The 19719-nt window shown below is 59.7% G+C and carries 18 protein-coding genes and 1 tRNA gene; 9 read left to right on the top strand and 10 right to left on the bottom strand.

Translation table 11 applies throughout. The features are described from left to right. Nucleotides 1-5: 5 nt before the first annotated feature. The 9 genes from SM765_RS15250 to SM765_RS15210 all read left to right on the top strand — a co-directional run bounded on the left by SM765_RS15250 (nt 6) and on the right by SM765_RS15210 (nt 5478). A complete protein-coding gene (locus SM765_RS15250; protein WP_368981568.1) occupies nt 6-263 on the top strand; it encodes a hypothetical protein in 258 nt (85 codons plus the stop codon). A 17-nt stretch (nt 264-280) separates the two neighbouring features. Next, entirely contained in the window at nt 281-826 is a 546-nt protein-coding gene (locus tag SM765_RS15245) for a LabA-like NYN domain-containing protein (protein ID WP_368981567.1), read from the top strand. A 37-nt stretch (nt 827-863) separates the two neighbouring features. Beyond that, the gene (locus SM765_RS15240) at nt 864-1286 is read left to right on the top strand and encodes a hypothetical protein (RefSeq protein ID WP_368981566.1); all 423 of its coding nucleotides are present in this window, start codon (nt 864-866) and stop codon (nt 1284-1286) included. Nucleotides 1287-1318: 32 nt separating this feature from the next. Next, nucleotides 1319-2311 carry a DUF2303 family protein gene (locus tag SM765_RS15235; RefSeq protein ID WP_368981565.1) on the top strand — a complete coding sequence of 331 codons (993 nt, stop codon included), beginning with the start codon at nt 1319-1321 and terminating at the stop codon, nt 2309-2311. Nucleotides 2312-2634: 323 nt separating this feature from the next. Next, nucleotides 2635-3021, top strand: a complete 387-nt coding sequence (locus tag SM765_RS15230; RefSeq protein WP_368981564.1) for a DUF6283 family protein — start codon at nt 2635-2637, stop codon at nt 3019-3021. Next, nucleotides 3021-3347: a DUF4031 domain-containing protein gene (locus SM765_RS15225; protein ID WP_368981563.1), complete on the top strand. Its 327-nt coding sequence runs from the start codon at nt 3021-3023 to the stop codon at nt 3345-3347. The genes SM765_RS15230 and SM765_RS15225 overlap by 1 nt, the downstream gene beginning before the upstream one ends. Beyond that, a complete protein-coding gene (locus SM765_RS15220; RefSeq protein WP_368981562.1) occupies nt 3340-4338 on the top strand; it encodes a DUF5131 family protein in 999 nt (332 codons plus the stop codon). Before SM765_RS15225 ends, SM765_RS15220 begins: the two co-directional genes overlap by 8 nt. After that, the gene (locus SM765_RS15215; RefSeq protein WP_368981561.1) at nt 4326-4511 is read left to right on the top strand and encodes a hypothetical protein; all 186 of its coding nucleotides are present in this window, start codon (nt 4326-4328) and stop codon (nt 4509-4511) included. Before SM765_RS15220 ends, SM765_RS15215 begins: the two co-directional genes overlap by 13 nt. Continuing rightward, nucleotides 4489-5478 (top strand): tyrosine-type recombinase/integrase, encoded by a 990-nt coding sequence (locus SM765_RS15210; RefSeq protein WP_368981560.1) that lies wholly within the window; start codon nt 4489-4491, stop codon nt 5476-5478. Before SM765_RS15215 ends, SM765_RS15210 begins: the two co-directional genes overlap by 23 nt. Nucleotides 5479-5600: 122 nt before the next feature. On the opposite strand, the gene SM765_RS15205 is transcribed toward SM765_RS15210, so the two are convergent. From SM765_RS15205 to SM765_RS15160, 10 genes are all read right to left on the bottom strand, one after another. After that, a tRNA-Cys gene (locus SM765_RS15205) sits at nt 5601-5674 on the bottom strand. Between the two features lie 138 nt (nt 5675-5812). Then, complete coding sequence (locus SM765_RS15200) at nt 5813-7426, bottom strand: AMP-binding protein (RefSeq protein ID WP_274828314.1); 1614 nt, start codon at nt 7424-7426, stop codon at nt 5813-5815. 1 nt (nt 7427) lies between these two features. Then, a complete protein-coding gene (locus SM765_RS15195; RefSeq protein WP_274835960.1) occupies nt 7428-8588 on the bottom strand; it encodes an acyl-CoA dehydrogenase family protein in 1161 nt (386 codons plus the stop codon). Between the two features lie 86 nt (nt 8589-8674). Then, entirely contained in the window at nt 8675-9478 is an 804-nt protein-coding gene (locus SM765_RS15190; protein WP_274838285.1) for an enoyl-CoA hydratase family protein, read from the bottom strand. Beyond that, the gene (locus tag SM765_RS15185) at nt 9475-9930 is read right to left on the bottom strand and encodes a MarR family winged helix-turn-helix transcriptional regulator (protein ID WP_274831161.1); all 456 of its coding nucleotides are present in this window, start codon (nt 9928-9930) and stop codon (nt 9475-9477) included. The genes SM765_RS15190 and SM765_RS15185 overlap by 4 nt, the downstream gene beginning before the upstream one ends. 2 nt (nt 9931-9932) lie before the next feature. After that, nucleotides 9933-10688 (bottom strand): SDR family NAD(P)-dependent oxidoreductase, encoded by a 756-nt coding sequence (locus SM765_RS15180; protein ID WP_065270827.1) that lies wholly within the window; start codon nt 10686-10688, stop codon nt 9933-9935. Then, nucleotides 10685-12979 carry a bifunctional salicylyl-CoA 5-hydroxylase/oxidoreductase gene (locus SM765_RS15175; RefSeq protein ID WP_274838286.1) on the bottom strand — a complete coding sequence of 765 codons (2295 nt, stop codon included), beginning with the start codon at nt 12977-12979 and terminating at the stop codon, nt 10685-10687. Before SM765_RS15175 ends, SM765_RS15180 begins: the two co-directional genes overlap by 4 nt. Before the next feature lie 705 nt (nt 12980-13684). Beyond that, nucleotides 13685-15925: a phosphoenolpyruvate--protein phosphotransferase gene (ptsP, locus tag SM765_RS15170; protein ID WP_274838287.1), complete on the bottom strand. Its 2241-nt coding sequence runs from the start codon at nt 15923-15925 to the stop codon at nt 13685-13687. A 44-nt stretch (nt 15926-15969) separates the two neighbouring features. Then, entirely contained in the window at nt 15970-17208 is a 1239-nt protein-coding gene (locus SM765_RS15165) for an aspartate kinase (protein WP_368981559.1), read from the bottom strand. Nucleotides 17209-17376: 168 nt separating this feature from the next. Next, nucleotides 17377-18825, bottom strand: coding sequence for a TrkH family potassium uptake protein (locus SM765_RS15160; RefSeq protein ID WP_065270831.1), 1449 nt, complete (start codon nt 18823-18825; stop codon nt 17377-17379). Nucleotides 18826-19719 lie beyond the last annotated feature (894 nt).

Here is a 19719-nt window from a genome sequence, read left to right as displayed (position 1 = left end):
CAACAATGCCGATCAAACAGCCCATGAATTCCGGAATCAAAGACGGGAAACTCGTCATCGACATGGCGGAGGCGGACGAGCTTTGGAACAGCATGTCGATGGAACAGCAGTATGAGGCCATGTGCATCATGTTCCAACCCCTACTGGACCGCGCCACTGCAATGCAGCGGGCTTTGCAGCAACTCAAAGAGAACGCGGCGGGCGAATGGGTTCCCGCTTCGGTGGTTCATGCCATCGCTGACGCTGTGCTCGACCAGTCCTAAAACCACACGGAGATACCATGTTTTATACCGACGAGAATTTGGCCCTGTTTGTCGATGGCCCCAATTTCTACTCCACCGCCCGCGCTCTGAACTTCGACGTGGATTACAAGCGGTTGCTGGAAGCCTTTCAGGCCAAGGGTCGCCTGCTGCGTGCCAGCTACTTCACCCCGCTGGCCGACACCGACGACCACGTGGCCATCAAGCCGCTGGTGGACTGGATGCAATACAACGGCTGGAACGTGGTGACCAAGCCCGCCAAAGTCTATGAGGCCGAAGACGGGCGCAAGCGCACCAAGGGCAACACCGACATGGAACTGGCGGTGGAAATGATGAAGCTGGCCCCGTCCATTGCGCATGCGGTGTTGTTCACAGGCAATCGCGATTTCACCCCGCTGGTGGGCTTCCTTCAGGAACGCGGCACGCGGGTCACCGTGGTGTCCAGCATCCGCACGCAGCCCCAGATGATTTCCGACGACCTGCGCCGCGCGGCTGACGCCTTCGTGGAATTGGAAACCCTACGCGATGCAATCTCGCGCACCGCGCGGCATGGCGTAGCCGCTTAAACCTCAACGCAAAACACCGGCAAGGAGTGTAACCTTGATGACCCAACGCAAACAGCCAGCCCCACTTCCCACGGCGGACCCGCACGATCCGTACAAAATGCGGACACTGGAACAAATTCTGATGCTGTTTGATGGCGGCGACTTCATGGCTGAAGTGATGTCGGGCCACCAGAAGCTGATGCAGGATCTTCTGGAACACAACGCCGAACACGGACCCAAGGGCTGCAGCGGGACCATGACCCTGCAAATCTCCTATGCCGTGGGTAATTCCGGCGACGTGGGCATGGGGGCGAATGTAGCCTTCAAGGCCCCGAAAAAACCGCCGTCCAGCGCTGGCGCATACATCAACGATGCAGGGGAACTGACCCTCTACAGCCCGATGATGAAGCGCATGCATCAGCCCGTCCGCGATGTCGAAGACTTCGACCCCGTGACCGGCGAAATCCGCGACGCGGACTGACCCTTCACTGACCACAGCAGAGGAACACGACAGTGACCAAAGAAACCAACCTTGCCACCGTGGAAAATCCCGCCGTCACCATGCGGGATGTGATGGAGAAGCTGGGCCATCACGATGAAATCGAAACACCCGAAGGTTTGGACCTGACCAAGCCGCATCTGGTGACGGTGCCTGAACACCGGAAGGTCGAAGACCTTACCGCCAAGCATCTGGCGGCGGCGGAACACCTGAAGCCGACCCGCCGCAAAGGCACCGCACGCTTTGACGACCTGCAAAGCCTTATCGACTGGACCAACCGGAACAAGGGCGAGACATCCGTTCTGTTCGCCAAACCCGACATGCAGGCACCGACCATCACTTGCGTTGCGGACTACCACGCCGCTGGCGCTGCAGACCCGCTCAACCCGAAAGGCGATCCGTCTGCACGCCACTGCCATCACCGGGCAATCTACGACTTCCCCCTGTCCGACGAATGGAAGGCATGGACCCAAATTTCCGGCGAACCGATGGACAAAGATGACCTTGGCGAGTTCATCGAAGCCAACGCCAAAGACATCATGGATCCGACGCCAGCCATCATTGCCGGTAAGGAAGACGAGAAAAATCAGCAGTGGGAAAACCGCCTGATTCAGACCGCCCAGCAGATAGAAGGTCGCTATGGCCAGCTGACCCAGCTGCTGCAGATGTCGCGCCAGTTTCAAGTATTTGAAACCAGCGATTTGAAGCTGGTCAGCAACCGGGACACCGGCGAAGGCGAAATCCAGTTCCTGAACGAACACAAGGACGCGGCCGGCCAGCCGCTGAAGATCCCGAACCTGATCATCGTCGCGATCCCGGTCTTCGTGGGCGGAGCGGCATACCGCATGCCTGTGCGTTTCCGCTACCGCAAGGCGGGCAGCACCGTCCGCTTCATCCTGTCCGTCTACAACCCTGAAAAAGCCTTTGAAGCCGCCTTCAAGGAAGCCGTCGAAGAGGCCAAGGAAAAGACGGCATTGCCGACTTTCAAGGGCACCCCCGAAGCCTGATGTCTCTTTCTGGCCCTTGGAAACGAGGGCCAGCGACGGACACCAGAAACCTGAAAGCCAGACATGCCGGTACAACTCGCAAACTCAATACAACGCGCATTCCTGACTCTATCGTCCAAGGACAAGGTTCGCCTGCGCAACCCGAACACAGGCGAACTGCTGCACCTATCCGGGCGCGGCACGACCACCAGCGTCACGTGGTCGTGGCTTTGCTATCGTCACCAAGCCGAAACCCTCCGCTGCAACGCCATGGCCCGAGGCGACGACTGGCCATTTGCACCCGTGCATCGCAGCCTATTGGAACCAGCGCGGGAGGTAACAGAATGACAGACCTGCCACGCCCCCCAAAGCGCCCTTGCGGATCATGCCCTTACCGCCGCGATGTGCCATCCGGTATCTGGCATCCCGAAGAATACGCCAAGCTGCCACCCTATGACGGTGAGACATGGGAGCAACCGCCGGGGCTGTTTATGTGCCACCAGCGTGATGGCTGCATTTGCGGCGGATGGCTGCAAACTCATGACACCGCGCACCTTCTGGCGCTGCGGCTTCATCGCGTTGACGACAGCGCATTCAACTACACGTCCAACGTCCCGACCTTTCCCAGCGGCGCAGCTGCTGCTGCGCATGGATTGGCGAATGTAGTCACTCCGGACACAGATGCACTGCGACTGATTGCGGGCCTTCAGAAGAAACGCAGGGTGGGTTGATGGCGGTCTATGTTGATGCACCCCGCCACAGGGTCGGTCGGATGATCATGTGCCACATGCTGGCCGACAACATGGACGAACTGCTGGCAATGGCCGACCGCATTGGCGTGGCTCGCAAGTGGTTCCAACCCAAAAGCCACCCGCACTTCGACATCTGCAAAGCGATGCGGGTCAAGGCGGTCGCCGCCGGGGCCGTCGAAGTGGACCGCCGCCAACTGGTCGATGTGATGAAGCGATACCGCGCGAGGCTGGCCACAGATCGGCAAGAACGCGCCGCAGTCGATAAGGCGAAAGCCGCCTGCCTGAAAGGAGATAGCCATGGCTGAACAGTCGAAAATCGAATGGACCGACCACACGTTCAACCCATGGGAAGGATGCCAAAAAGTCGCGATTGAATGCGATCACTGCTACGCGGAAAGCCGGGACCAACGGTTTACCGGCGGCATCCATTGGGGGCCAAAGGCTCCACGGCGAAGGACCAGCACACAGAACTGGAACAAGCCCCGCCGGTGGAATGCACAGGCCGTCGCCTTCCACGCTGCCCACGGGCGGCGACAGCGGGTCTTCTGCGCATCGCTGGCCGATGTCTTCGACAATGCCGTGGACACCAGCTGGCGCGAAGACCTTTGGGCGCTTATCCGCGAATGTGACCAGCTGGATTGGCTGTTGCTGACGAAACGTCCGCAGAACATCGCGAAGATGCTACCACCAGATTGGGGCGCTGGATGGCCGCAGGTCTGGCTTGGCACCAGCGCCGGGACACAAAAAACGGCAGACCAAAATATTCCGCACCTTCTGAATGTTCCCGCAAGCGTTCGTTTCGTCAGCGCAGAGCCAATGCTTGGAAACATGGACCTTGCACGGATCCCCAAAAAAAAGCTCGGGAAACACATTACCATCGCGCAAAACGCACTTACCGGCATTGACGGCCTTGGCGAGATTGGACCGAAGATTGATTGGGTCATATGCGGTGGTGAAAGCGGGACGAACGCCCGCCCGATGCACCCCGATTGGGCACGTGATCTGCGAGAGCAGTGCCGTTCGGCCGGCACATCTTTCTTCTTCAAGCAATGGGGAAACTGGTCCGCTGAAATCGACCGAGACAGGGATGATCCAGACTGGCGGGCCGACTACTCAAAAGCAAGCCGCGAAGGATGGACCATCCTGTACGCAGAAGGCGGCACAGGATTTCACGGTGACCGCGTGCACTTGATGAAACGGGCGGCAAAGGAAGCTACCGGGCGAACATTGGATGGCCAACAGTGGAATGAGGTGCCGCGCGGCCCGATGGAAGGGGATGCACCATGCCCGCCATGACAGCCGAAAAGAAGGCCCTGAACTACCTGAAAGCCTTCGAAGCCGAAGGGCGGGTTGTAAAGCGCGTGGTGATTGAGGGGAAAAGAATAGAGCTAGAATTAGAAACGGAACCGGAAAACCTTTCGGAATTTGACAAAGTGGATATGCGATATGGCAAAGCGGGAGCTTCCTAAATTTATATACCGACAACGCAATGGGCTTTATTTTCAGCGGCGCGGATGGCCATCACAAAAGATAAAATCGGACTTTGGAACCCCTGAGTTTTGGGCCGAATATGCCGCCATCCTAAAGGGCGAGGAACAGCCAAAGGTGCTGCGCCGCAGCTTTTCCGCGCTAATTCGCAGCTACCACAAGTCGCCGCGCTACCGGAACTTGAAGCCACGCACGGCGCTGGATTATGACAAATACACCGCCTTCATTGACGAACGGTTCGGACCACTGAACCCGGCAAACCTGCAGCGTAAGGATGTTATCCGCCTGCGCGATCAGAACGCCGAAAAACCCTACTTCGCGAACTATGCAGTGAAGGTCATTCGCATTCTGATGGAACACTGCATCGACCTTGGGTGGCGTACCGACAACCCCGCCAAGGGCGTGTCGCTGCTGAAGGTGGACACTGACCCACGCCAGCCATGGCCGCAAAGCCTGATAGACGATTTTCGGAAAGCCGCACCTATTGGAACGCGCGAACGCTTGCTAATGGAATTGTGCCTTGGTTCAGGCCAGCGCATTGGTGACGTGCTGGAAATGCGGTGGGGAGATATTCAGGACGGCGGAATCACGGTCAAACAGAACAAGACTGGCAAGCGGCTTTGGGTGCCAATCGTACCAGCCCTTCAGGAAGCACTGGATGCGGCCCCGCGTCGGTCTCTGTTCATGCTGACGAACCACCGCGCTACCAATCGCTGGTCATATCGCGGTGCCTCACAGGCCATTCGGAAGATCAGGGAAGACATCGGAGCGCTGGAATTCGACATTCACAGCTGGCGCTATAACGCCGCATGTGAACTGGTCGAGGCAGGATGCAATGACGAACTAGTGGCCGCAGTTACCGGGCAAAGCCCCAAGATGGTCGCACACTACACCCAGCAAATCCGTCAGCGCGTGCGGGCAATCGAAGCCCAAAGTCGCCGAAAATAGCCATTACCTCACACCCCGTTCGCGACCCGAAAAACGAACAGAACAAAAACAGAATGTTTAGACATTTGATTAGACGCGATTTCAAACGGAAACGGTGAGCCATCTAAGTACTTGATTTTAAATGGAGGCGAGTACCGGAATCGAACCGGTGTACACGGATTTGCAATCCGCTGCGTCACCACTCCGCCAACTCGCCTTCTACCCTGTCGCCAAGGTCTTTGTGGTGTGGCGCTGGAAGTAGCGTGATTCATTTCCAAGCACAAGGCCAAACCTGCATTCCGCGCCATTCATGGATAGCGCTTGTCCCATCTTCGGAACAAGCGCCAGCGAAGGTTCAACCTTTCAGGCGGAACCTCTGGATTTTTCCGGTTTCCGTCTTGGGCAGCGCTTTGGTGAAGACTACTGAACGCGGGTACTTGTAGGGCGCAATGCTCGCCTTCACGTGGTCCTGCAACAGCTTGACCAGCGCATCCGAGGGCATATGTCCGGCGGTCAGCACCACATGCGCCTCGACGATCTGACCGCGTGCCTCGTCCGGGGCGCCGACGACAGCGCATTCAGAAACGGCTTCATGCGCCAGAAGCGCGGCTTCCACCTCGGGGCCGGCAATATTGTAGCCGGAGGAGATGATCATATCGTCATTGCGGGCGGCGAAATGCAGGTAGCCCTCTTCATCCATGACAAAGCTGTCGCCAGTGACGTTCCAGCCGTCCTGGACATAGGTTTTCTGGCGCTCGTCCGCCATGTAACGGCAGCCGGTTGGCCCCTTGACCGCCAGGCGGCCAATCTCTCCGCGCGGCGCCTCATTCCCATCGGCGTCCAGCACCCGCACCTGATAGCCTGAGACGGGTTTGCCGGTGCAGGCGGGCTTGTGGTCGGTGAACCGGTTGGTGATGAAGATATGCAGCATTTCCGTGGCACCGATGCCGTCCAGCATCGGTTTTCCGGTCTTCGCCATCCACTCGTCATAGACCGGCGCCGGCAGGGTTTCCCCGGCCGAAACAGCTGCCCGCAGGGACGACAGATCGGCTCCCTCGTCCATCGCCTGCAGCATCACCCGATAGGCGGTGGGCGCGGTAAAGCAGACGGTCGCCTTGTATTTTTCAATGATTTCAATCAGGTTTGGCGGTGATGCATTTTCCAGCAGCGTCGCGGCAGCGCCAAAGCGCAGCGGGAAGATTGCCAGCCCGCCAAGGCCAAAGGTAAAGGCCAGCGGCGGTGAGCCGACAAAGATATCCTCGGGCTGCACATCAAGCACTTCGCGCGCATAGCCATCCGCGATGATCAGAAGATCGCGGTGGAAATGCATGGTCGCCTTGGGGGATCCCGTGGTGCCCGAGGTAAAGCCCAGCAGCGCTACATCATCGCGCCCGGTTTCAACCGCATCAAAGGTCACCGGTTTTTCCAGCGCCAGACGGTCAAGTTCCGCATCGTGGTTGGAGGTGCCGTCAAAGCCGACCACCGAGGTCAGGAAGTCCGAGGTCTTGGCGCAGGAGACCAGCTCATCCATCAGCCGCGTATCGCAAAGCGCGTGGCTGATCTCGGCCTTGTCGACGATGGCGGCCAGCTCTCCGGCGCGCAGCATCGGCATGGTGTTGACCACCACCGCGCCCGCCTTGGTCGCGGCCAGCCAGCAGGCCACCATGGCCGGGTTGTTGGCTGAGCGGATCAGCACCCGATTGCCCGGTTTAACGCCCAGATCCTCGGTCAGCACATTGGCCAGACGGTTGGTCCAGTCAGACAGTTCCTTGTAGGTGCGGCGCCGTCCGTTACCGATCAGAGCGGTGTGATCGCCAAAGCCCTTTTCCACCATGGCATCGGTCAGCTCGACCGCGGCGTTCAGCCGTTCCGGGTAGTCGAAGCCCTCTAGCAGGAAGTCCGGCCATTGGTCCGCAGGTGGCAGGTTATCGCGGGTGAAGGTGTCGCTATGTGCGGTCGGTCCCAGCATCTCATTTGCCTCCTTCAAAGGCGCCAAGTGTCTGGCGCGCGATCACCACCCGCTGGACGTCCGATGCGCCCTCATAGATGCGCAAGGCGCGGATATCGCGGTAAAGTTCCTCGACCTTCTGACCATGGCGCACACCGTCCCCGCCGTGCAACTGCACCGCCTTGTCGATGACCTGCTGCGCCTGATCGGTGGAGAAGAGCTTCGCCATCGCCGCTTCGCGGGTCACGCGGGCTGCACCGGAATCCTTAGTCCACGCGGCGCGGTAGACCAGCAGAGCCGCCGCATCCACATCCAGCGCCATATCGGCGATATGCCCCTGCACCATCTGCAGATCGAACAGCGGCGCGCCTTGGACCTGACGGCTGGTGACGCGGCTTAGCGCCTCGTCCAGTGCCCGGCGGGCAAAGCCAAGGGCCGCGGCCGCAACGGTAGAGCGGAAAACGTCCAGAACCGACATGGCGATCCGGAACCCCTGCCCCGGTCCACCGATCATCGCGCTTGCCGGGATCCGGCAATCGGTGAAGCGCAGGGTGGCAAGCGGGTGCGGCGCAATCACCTGCTGGCGTTCGACCACCTCGAACCCCGGCAGCCCGGCAGGCACGATGAAGGCAGACAACCCCTTGGCGCCCGGTCCCTCTCCGGTGCGGGCAAACAGAGTATAAACGTCTGCAATCCCGCCGTTTGAGATCCAGGTCTTTTCTCCATTCAGCACATATTCATCGCCATCCAGCGTCGCTGTCATTGTGGAATTTGCCACATCCGAACCAGATTGCGGTTCCGTGAGCGCAAATGCCGAAATCGCCTGCCCGGAGCGGGTCAGCGGCAGCCATTCTGCCTGTTGCGCTTCGTTGCCGAACAGGGAAATCGCCCCAGTTCCAAGACCTTGCATGGCAAAGGCAAAGTCGGCGAGCCCATCGTGACGGGCCAGAGTTTCCCGGATCAGGCACAGGCTGCGCACATCCAGGGTTTCACCGGCTGGCGCGCCGGAATGCTGCGCCCAGCCGCCCTCTCCAAGCGCGATCACAAGCGCCCGGCAGGCGGCATCGGTGTCCGAATGGTCGATACCGCTGACGGTCTCGGCCGCCCAAGCATCCAGATCCGCTGCCAGCGTTCTGTGCCGGTCCTCGAAGAATGGCCAGTTCAGAAATGTCCGGTCCGCCATGATGAAACTCCCCTTTGGCTGTCTTGTGCAGCTCTTCTCCGTCAATGCGAAGCCCGCCGCGGCATAGACCGGGCGGGCGATAGAACTCAGTCTCCTTCGAAGACCGGTTTTTCCTTGTTTACAAAGGCATGGTAGGCGCGTTCAAAGTCTGCTGTCTGCATGCAGATTGCCTGCGCCTGGGCCTCGGCCTCGATCGCCTGTTCGATGGACATCGACCATTCCTGCGCCAGCATTGTCTTGGTCATCATGTGACCAAAATTCGGCCCCGCCGCGATCCGCGTCGCCCATTGGCGCGCCTCTGCGGTCAGCTCTTCGGCCGGGACCAGCTTGTTATGGAAACCCCAGGCGGCGCCTTCCTCGGCGCTCATCGAGCGGCCGGTATAAAGCAGCTCAGCCGCGCGGCCCTGACCGATGATCCGGGGCAGGATGGCGCAGGCGCCCATATCGCAGCCCGCCAGACCGACGCGGGTGAACAGGAAGGCCGTCTTGGCCTCGGGCGTGGCGATACGCAGATCCGACGCCATCGCGATGATCGCCCCTGCGCCCACGCAGATGCCGTCAATCGCCGCAATTACCGGCTTGCCGCAATTCACCATCGTCTTGACCAAATCGCCGGTCATCCGCGTAAACGCCAGCAGTTCCTTCATGCTCATCTTGGTCAGGGGGCCAATGATATCATGCACATCCCCGCCCGAGCTGAAGTTGCCACCATTGGAGGCAAAGATCACCGCCTTGATGTCATCGTCATAGTGCAGCTCGCGGAACCAGTCGCGCATCTCGGCATAGCTGTCAAAGGTCAGCGGGTTCTTGCGCTCGGGCCGGTCCAGCGACACGGTCGCAATGCCATCTTCGACATGGCAGAGAAAATGTTTGGTATCCGTATTGATCATCGGCTTTCATCCTTGTTTTCCAAACGGCGGGCGACAGCATCCAGCGCCTCGGCCATGGTCTGCGCCGCCTCGGGGGGCACATCGGCGAACATCTTGTCGATCCAGGCTTCATGCGCTTCGGCCTGCCGTGCGAATTCGGCGCGGCCCTGCGCGGTCATCCGCACCAGGCTGGCGCGGCGGTCGCCCGGCACCGGTTCGCGCTGTACGTGGCCATCCTCGACCAGACGTTCGATGATGCCGGTCACATTGCCGTTCGACACTTTCAACACGCCCGAAAGCTGGCTCATCTTGAGCCCGTCTTCGTGCTGGACCAGCGCTGCCATCACATCGAAACGCGGCAGCGTGGTCGAAAAATCGCGGCGCAGGTTTTCGCGGATCTCGCTTTCCACCGCGCGGGTCGCCTTCAAAACCCGCAGCCACAGCCGCAATCTGTCTTTTGAGGTTTCCGCCACGTTCAGATCTCGCCTCCTGATATGGGCAGGGCAGAACCGTTCACCGATCCCGCTCCCTCGCTTGCCAGCCACAACGCCGCTTCGGCAACCTCGGCAGGCTGGATGAAGCGACCCTGCGGGTTGCTGGCCCGCAGTGATTTTTCCGCCTTCTCCGGGGTCATCCCGGTCTTGGCGACGATATTATCCACCGATCTTTGCAGGAGCGGCGTTTCAATGAAACCCGGACAAATCGAATTTACCGTGATGCCGGTGCGTGCCAGTTCCAACGAGAGCGCCCGCGTCAGCCCGATCACCCCGTGCTTTGCCGCGCAATATCCTGAAACATAGGGATATCCCTTCAGCCCAGCGGTCGAGGCGATAGCAATCATACGGCCCCAGCCTGCCTCTTTCATGCCCGGCAGAGCCGCCTGCCAGAGGTTGAAAACCCCCGCCAGGTTGACCGACAAAGCCGCGCCGAAATCCTCGGCGCTCATCCGGTCAAAGGGTTTGGAGGGCGCCGCCCCGGCATTGGCTAGGGCAATGGCGACAGGTCCGTTCTTGGCCGCCGCCTCTGTGAGCGCTGCCTCAACGGCAGCGCGGTCGGTGACATCGCAGGTCAGCGGCAGGGCCTTGGTCGCCGCGCTGACCTCTTCCAGAGGCTCCATACGGCGCCCCAGGATGGTCACCCGGGCGCCCTGGCCCGCGAACTGCGCCGCCAGTTCGGCGCCAACGCCAGAGCCACCGCCAGAGATGACGACGTGTTTGCCCGCAACGCTCATGCCCGGATCACCTCTGCGTCGCGGTCCGCCAGACGCCAGGCCTGATCCCGGCCCGCCTCGTAGGGCAACGGCCAGGCGGCCTGTCGATCCCCGATCCGGGTGGCTTCGTGCAGCGTCCAGTAGGGATCCGCCAGATGTGGGCGCCCCACACAGATCAGATCGGCGCGGCCTGCCATCAGGATCGAATTGGCATGATCGGCCTCGTAGATATTACCGACAGCCATGGTCGCGATGCCTGCCTCATTCCGGATACGGTCCGAAAACGGCGTCTGGAACATGCGCCCATAGACCGGTTTGGCGTCGACCGAGGTCTGACCGGCAGAGACGTCGATAATATCGGCGCCTGCTTCAGAGAATGCCTTGGCGATCTCGACCGCCTCTTCCGGTGTCACACCTTCGTCGCCGATCCAGTCGTTGGCCGAGATCCGGACGGACATCGGTTTATGGGCAGGCCAGACGTCACGCATCGCCTTGAAGACCTCCAGCGGGTAGCGCAGGCGGTTTTCCAGCGAGCCGCCGAACTCATCCTCACGAATATTGGATTTTGGCGAAATGAAGGAGGAGATCAGATAACCATGCGCCGCATGAAGTTCGATCATGTCAAATCCGGCGCGCTCTGCCATCTCGGCCGAAGCGACGAATTCAGCCTTCACGGCCTCCATTTCTGCGCGGGTGATTTCGCGCGGGGTGGCGTTATTCGGGGACCAGGGCAAGGGTGAGGCCGAGACCAGATCCCAGTTGTCCTCTTTCAAAGGCGCGTCCATCACTTCCCAGCCAACCTGAGTCGAACCCTTGCGGCCCGAATGGCCGATCTGGCAGCAAATCTTGGCCCGGGTTTCGCTATGTACGAAATCGGTCAGACGGGTCCAGGCGGCTTCATGTTCTGGCGCGTAAAGACCGGGACAGCCAGGGGTGATCCGCCCTTCGGCGCTGACGCAGGTCATTTCCGTATAGACCATCCCGGCGCCGCCCTTGGCGCGCTCACCATAGTGGATCAGGTGCCAATCCGTGGGACAGCCATCCACCGCCTTGTACTGCGCCATGGGGGAGACAACGATGCGGTTCTCCAACGTCATGTCGCGCAGTTTATAGGGGGCAAACATCGGCGCGCGCACTGGCGCCTCCGCCGGAACACCCGCCCGCTCCTGGAACCATTTTTCCGCGGATTTCAGCCAGTCGGGATCACGCAGACGCAGGTTTTCGTGGGAGATCCGCTGCGAGCGGGTCAGCAGAGAATAATTGAACTGAACCGGATCCATATCCAGATAACGTTCGACTTCCTCAAACCATTCCAATGAGTTACGCGCAGCTGACTGCAGGCGCAACACATCAAGGCGCCGCTCGTCCTGATAGCGTTCAAAGGCGCGTTCCATAGACGGTTCTACCGTCAGCAGCTCGGCCAGGGCGATGGCGCTGTCAAAGGCCAGCCGCGATCCGGACCCGATCGAGAAATGCGCCGTGGCCGAGGCATCGCCCAGCAGCACAACGTTTTGATGGTGCCATTTTTCGCAGAGCACCCGCGGGAAGTTGATCCAGACAGCCGATCCGCGCAGGTGGTCGGCGTTGGACATCAGATTGTGGCCACCCAGATGGTCGGCAAAGATCTCTTCGCAGGTGCGAATAATCTCTTCCTTGCTCATGTCCTCAAAGCCCCAGTTGTCCCAGGTCTCCGCAGAACACTCCACGATCACGGTCGCCGTATCCGCATCGAATTGGTAGGCGTGGATCCAGACCCAGCCGTGTTTGGTGTTTTCGAACACGAATGTGAAGGCGTCATCGAACTTCTGATGGGTGCCCAGCCAGATAAACTTGCACGGGCGCACGTCGATATTGGGTTTAAAATGTTCCGCGAACTCATTGCGGACGCTGGAATTAAGCCCGTCACAGGCGACCACGATGTCATAGTCATCCTGATAGTCCGCTGCCGGTCCGACCTCGGTTTCAAACTGCAGGTTCACCCCGAGCTCCCGCGCGCGCTCCTGCAGGATCAGAAGCATCTTCTTGCGCCCGATCCCAGCAAACCCGTGACCACCGGACACCGTACGCACACCGTTGTGCACCACCGCGATGTCATCCCAATAGGCAAAGTTCCGACGGATTTCCGCGGCGCTTTCAGGGTCATTTTCCGTAAGGTTTTCAAGCGCATCATCGGAAAGGACAACACCCCAGCCAAAGGTGTCGTCCGCCTTGTTTCGCTCAAACACCGTGACATCAGCGTCCGGCTGACGCAGCTTCATTGAAATCGCGAAGTAGAGCCCCGCGGGACCACCTCCCAAACAGGCAACTTTCATGATCCTACCCTCCGCATGAGATTGTTATGTTGTGATCAGGATAAGCGAGACGACAAACACTTCAAGCTTAAAGTTTCATACTTGAAATTTAAACGCCCCATTCCGGGGCCAACCGTTTACCACTTAGCAACCAAGAGAAGGTAAAATTGAATGCAAATAATCTGAGATTTGCAGGGCGTGCAGAGACCCTATCCCGCGATTGGTTTGCCTTTTGTGTTTTTACATCAATACACAGGCATCATACATTAATGTGGATAAACCCGGGATAACTTTGGGATAAGACATCCCATTTGGCGAAATCGTGAGCCACATCACTATGCGATCCGGCGCCCCACTGCCAATCTGACGCAGACCTCACCGGATATACTTCGAACCTTCGCCAGAACAGAAGCCCCTCCTGTGGATGAAAATGTGGGCAACATTTGAATAAATCTGGCAAACTAGTCAAAATTATTGATTTTTGTAAATTTTGGAGCGGACAAGGACGATCAAATGTCAAATTTATTAATATTTTAGACAATTTTTACCCCCCTACAGATTCATCTGAATCACCCGCTGTCCTCCCCTAAAATCCACCATCACAAACGGTTCGGCTAACTGTAGCGGCTAATGGGACAAGCGCCTGGCCAATCTGCGGCAACCCAGCAGAAAAAGGCCCCGTTTCCGGGGCCGCGCCATTATTTACTGTCAGAAAGGTCGCCGCGCTCAGAGCTCCCGCAGGTATCGCATCACAGCAGGTCTGACGGATTGATCGCCCCGGTGGCGGGAGTCCGAAATAATCTTGCGGACATCTGAAAGGTTAACACGCATTAACAAAGACTTGACCGGCCCAATTGAAGCAGGCCGCATCGACAGCGTCCGGATTCCCATCGCAGCAAGACAGACGGCCTCGATCGGCCGTCCGGCATCTTCGCCGCAGAAACTCAGCGGTGTTTCGAACCTGTCGCAGCGCTCCACGATCTGCTCGATAAAGGTCAAAAAGCTGACGTTCAGCGTGTCATAGCGTTTTCGGACGCGCTCATTCTCTCGGTCGGCAGCAAAGAAGAACTGCTTCAGATCGTTGCCGCCGATCGAAAGAAAATCGACTTCTTCAAAGAACTTATGCGGCGCAAATGCCAGCGATGGGGTTTCCAGCATCGCCCCCACTTCCAGCCGTTCCGGCAGCGCGTGGCCAAGGATTCGCTCGCGCTCCAGCGTCTTGTCGATCTCCTGGCGCGCAGCACGGTATTCTTCGAATTGCGCAACAAAGGGGAACATAATCGACAGCGGCCGCCCATTGGCCGCCCGCATCAACGCCTGCAGCTGCATGCGCATGACGCCCGGTTTATCGAGACCCACCCGGATCGCCCGCCAACCGAGGGCCGGGTTCGGCTCATCCGTCGGTTTCATATAGGGCAGAACCTTGTCCGACCCGATGTCGAGCGTCCGGAACACCACCCGCTTGCCGTGCGATGCATCCAGAACCCGCTGATAGAGCGTCACCAACTCCGACCGCTTAGGCATCTGATCGCGCACAAGAAACTGCAGCTCGGTGCGGAACAGCCCTACCCCTTCGGCGCCGGATCCTTCGAGCGACGGGAGGTCGGCCATCAACCCTGCGTTCATCAGCAAGGTGACGTGTTGCTCGTCTTGCGTAATGGCAGGTTTTTCCCGGATCGAGGCATAGCGCTCCTGGGCATCGGCCTGCATCGCGATCTTGTCCCGAAAGGCGCTAACCACGGTTTCATCCGGGCGCAGATGCACGATCCCCTGATCGCCATCCACCATGATATGATCGCCGTTCAGCGCCTCGGTGGTGATGCGTTTGGCGTTCACCACCAGAGGAATCGCCAAGGCCCGCGCCACGATCGCGGCGTGCGAGCCGACGGAGCCTTCCTCCAGTACGATGCCGCGCAGCGAGCGACCGTATTCCAACAGCTCGGCCGGGCCGATATTGCGGGCAATCAGGATCGGGTCCACTGGCAGATCGGCGCCGGTTTCGGCGCCCTGCCCGGTCAGAATCCTAAGCAGGCGATTCGATAGATCATCAAGATCGCTCAGCCGTTCCCGCAGGTAGGCATCCTGCACCTGAGACATACGCGCCCGGGCCTGGGACTGCTCCTTTTCAACCGCGGCCTCGGCGCTCAACCCGCGCGAGATGTCTTCTTCCATGCGCCGCATCCAGCCTTTGGAATTGGCGAACATGCGATAGGTTTCAAGAACTTGCAGCTGATCCTTGTCTCCGTTTTCAGAGATCTTCAGCATCTTGTCGACGCCGACGCGCAGCTCTTCCACTGCTTCGTTCAGGCGCTCCAGCTCTCGGTGGGGATCATCGGCAATCGGGTTGGTTACCACGACGCGCGGTTCGTGCAGCCAGACATGGCCTTCGGCAGCGCCTTCTTGGGCGGCGGTTGCGCTCACCAGAACCGGTTGCTGGTGCATCGGAGACAGGGCTGCGCCCTCGCCCACAAAGGCACCGAGTTCCGCCATTTCGGCGATCACCATCGCCACCACTTCGAGCGCGTAAACCGCATCAGAGGAGAATTCGCGCGCTTCCTTGGACTGGACGACCAGCACGCCCATCATCTCGCCCAGACGCTGGATCGGAATGCCGAGGAAGGAGGAATACCGCTCTTCGCCGGTTTCCGGCATATAGCGGAACCCCTTGGCGTTCGGGGCATCGGGAGTATTGACCACCTTGCCGTATCTGGCCACCCGGCCCACCAGACCTTCGCCAATCCGCATACGGGTCTGGTGCACGGATTCGACGTTCAAACCCTCTGTCGCGCAAAGCTCAAGCGTCTCGTCATCGCGGAACAGGTAGACCGAGCAGACCTCGGTCCCCATGCTGTCGGCAATCAGGTGAGTGATCTTATCCAGACGGGCCTGGCCAGGGTCATCCCCGGCCATGGCCTCGCGCAGGCGCCCTAGCAACCTGCGGCTCTCGGATTCAGTACTTTCGACCATGGGCCCTGTTCACGTAATTATTGTGCCAGGCAGCCCACGCACGATCAGGCTGCCTTATCCAGTTCAAAGGCATCATGCAGTGCCTGAACAGCAAGTTCCATGTATTTCCGGTCGATGAGCACGGAAATTTTGATCTCTGAGGTTGTAATGACCTTGATATTGATCCCCTCATCCGAGAGCACCTTGAACATCTTGGCCGCCACGCCCGATTGCGAGCGCATGCCAATCCCCACGACCGAAACCTTTGCAACGTCCTTGTCGGCAACCAGTTCGGCGTAGTTGAGATCGCCCTTTTCCTTGCTCTCCTGCAAGGCCTGTTCGGCGCGCGCCACCTGATCGGTGGGGCAGGAAAAGGTCATATCCGTGCGGCCCTCGTCCGAGATATCCTGCACGATCATGTCCACATTCACGCCTGCATCAGACAGGCAGGTAAAGATGGTTGCCGCAATGCCGGGACGGTCGGCGACCGATTGCACGGTCAGCTTGGCTTCGTCGCGGGAATAGGCCACACCGGCCACAACGTTGGATTCCATGATGTCCTCCTCGGCACAGACCAGCGTGCCAGCATTGTCATTTTGTTCTTCGAAACTGGACAGGACGCGCAGCCGTACCTGATAGCGCATCGCCAGCTCGACTGAGCGGGTTTGCAGGACCTTCGCCCCCAGAGAGGCCAGTTCCAGCATCTCTTCGAATGCGATCTTGTCAAGCTTGCGGGCCTTATCGCAGATGCGCGGATCCGTGGTATAGACGCCGTCCACATCCGTGTAGATATCGCAGCGCTCGGCACCGAAGGCCGCCGCAAAGGCCACCGCCGTGGTGTCCGAACCGCCCCGGCCCAGCGTGGTGATGCGCCCTTCGGGGCTGATGCCCTGAAAACCGGCAACAACGGCTACGCGCATGCCTTCGGCGAATTTGGCGCTGATATTCTCGGTCGGGATCTCTTCGATCCGCGCCTGGCTGTGGGCGCTGGTCGTCTTCAGCGGCACCTGCCAGCCCTGCCAGCTGCGCGCGGGAACATCCATTTCCTGCAGCGTCAGCGCCATCAGACCGGCGGTGACGTTTTCGCCGGAAGACACCACTGCGTCATATTCGCGGGCGTCAAACAGCGGCGAGGTTTCATTGACCCAGCCAACAAGCTCGTTGGTCTTTCCCGACATGGCCGATACGATGACAATGACATCATAGCCTTTGGCCACTTCGACACCGACCCGCTTTGCCGCGCGCCGGATCCGGTCAAGGTTGGCGACAGAGGTGCCGCCGAATTTCATTACTAGAACGGGCATGGGGCATTCGTCTCCGTGCGCTCGCAGATTCCGATCACCGCCTCATAGGGGAGGTCCGTGATCAGGGCAAGACTGCGGATTGTAGCAATACAAGGGCCAAACCGCCGCAGGGGGCCCTGCCTGTGGCCCCAATCCCCCTTACACGCCCCCCAGCGCTCCGGCGTGGTGTCAGTTGCGCCAGAACCTCAACGTCAGGATCGCGTAGACCGCCATCAGTTCCAGACGCCCGATCAGCATGGCCGCGCTCAGGATCCATTTAGCCGCATCATTCAGGGTGGAAAAATTGCCCGCAGGCCCGATGATATCGCCCAGCCCCGGCCCGACATTGGCCACTGCGGTTGCCGCGCCCGAGACGGCTGTGATGAAGTCCAGCCCTGTCAGAGCCAGCCCCCAGGACACAACCCCCAGCGTCACCACGAAGAACATGAAAAAGGAAATCACCGAGCTGAGGACATCCGGCCCGACCGGGCGTCCGTCAAAGCGCGGAATGAAGATACCGTTGGGGGAGCGGATACGCTGGATCTGAACCCGGATCGAGGCAAACAGGATCTGATAGCGGAACACCTTGACCGAACAGGCTGTGGAACCCGCGCAGCCACCGATCAGACCGATGAAAAAGAACACCATAATCAGGAAGCTGCCCCACTCCATATAGTCGACGCTGGCATAGCCGGTACCGGAAATGATCGAGGTGATGTTGAACAGCGCCTCGCGCAGGGCCTGCTCGGGGTGGTGCGGGAAGATATAAAGCAGCACGCTGGCGGTCACGATGATCAGCACCAGAATAGTGCCCAGAAAGGCGCGGATCTGGCTATCGCGCAGCAGCGGCTGCCCCTGCCCGTTGATCAGCTGTACGTAGCGCACGAAGGGCAGCGCCGCCATGATCATGAAGAACGATGCCGCGTATTCGGCCGGACCGGAGAAGGTGCCGAAAGAGGCATCGTAGTTCGAAAAGCCACCGGTCGACATGGTGGTCAGGGCATGCACCAGCGCATCGAACAGCCCCATGCCCAGCACCACATAGACCACCATGCATAGCAGCGTCAGCGCCACGTAGATCAACGAGATCTGACGTGCGATCGTCTGCGCACGGGGCAAAATCTTCCCCATGGTATCAAAAGCTTCGGAGCGGAAGATCTGCATACCCCCGACCCGTAGCTCGGGCAGAAACACCATGGCGACGACAATGATACCAATCCCGCCGAGCCACTGCAGGATACCCCGCCACAAGAGGATCCCCCGTGGCAGGTCATCAAGGCCGGAGATTACCGTGGACCCGGTGGTCGTCAGCCCCGACATCGCTTCGAAAAACGCATCTGTAAAGCTGAGCTCGGTCGCCCCCATCATCAGCGGGATCGCACCGAACACAGGCAGCGCCGCCCAGACCGAAGTGGTCAGCAGAAAGGTCTGACGAATGCTAAGCCCCTGCCGCACTGAATTGCCACAGCTGAGCGCCAGCAGCCCGCCCGCCAGAATGGTGATCAGGCCGCTTTCAAGAAATACCGGCCATTCGCCCTGCCCATCGTAGAGATCGATCAGGAACGGAAAGACCATCATGGCGCCAAGAATGACGACCAACAGGCCAATGACATATGCGACCGGGCGAAGATCCAACATGACGGGCAGCGTTGGCGCCCCCTGCGCAAAGTGTCAAGTCAAAGGCGGCGTCATGCCTTCTCGGCGTCACTCTTTGCCGCGGAGCGCTCTGGCAGCGCCGGAGGCTTGGACGGCGCGCGTTTTGCCTTGGACGCGGTGGAATGTGCCGGTGCCGCTGTGGTGGCTTCAGCCTTATTTGCCTGTGGCGGAGTGGATGCCGCAGCGGACGGCTTGGCTGTCGCCTTGGCCGCAGTAGTATCCGCTGCGGGCTTTGTTGCTGCAGGTTTGGCCGAGGAAGGTTTCGTTGGGGAGGCTTTTGCCTGTGCGGGTTTTGCTGCTGCGGTCTTGGTGGGTGTTCGTGTCGCTGGTGCAGGCTCAGCAGGCGATGTTTGGGGCGCGGTCGTCTTTGCCGCTGTCGACTTAGGCGTTGTCGCCGCAGGCTTGGTTGTCGTCGCCTTGCGGGCCGCTGCCTTGTTCTCAGTCTTACTCGCAGTCGCTGTGGTGGCAGCCGCCTTGGGCGTTGCAGGTCTGGCCGCGACCGGTTTCTCTGCGGCAGGTTTGGCAGCAGGCGATTTGCGCGCCGTAGTCCTGGCCGCCGGGGCGGCTTTGCTTTTGCGTGCCGGACGCCGCGCAGGGGTCTTGGTTTTGGCGGCCGGACGTTCGCTGGTTGCCCGTTTTGCAGGTGTTTTCGTTTTTTGCGGCGCCGGGGCCGGAGCAGCAACAGCAGCCGGTCTGAACACCGCCGTTCCGGCGGTCATCAGTACATGCGTCAGGCGTATCTGTTCATAAGGCGCCTGCACCGCCAGCGCCGTCATCGCACGCCAGCATCGCAATTGGGTCCCGGCAGAATAGCCGACCCATTGCGGCAGCGTTGCAGGCTGATCTTGGAGGATGGGCGAAAAGAACATCGGGAAC

Origin of the sequence: Pseudophaeobacter sp. 1A09344, assembly GCF_041008745.1 — a bacterium.
In the GTDB taxonomy this organism is placed as follows: Bacteria; Pseudomonadota; Alphaproteobacteria; order Rhodobacterales; family Rhodobacteraceae; genus Phycobacter; species Phycobacter gallaeciensis_A.
The sequence above is the reverse complement of the archived record's forward strand: the minus strand, read 5'-3'. Positions and strand labels throughout refer to the sequence as shown.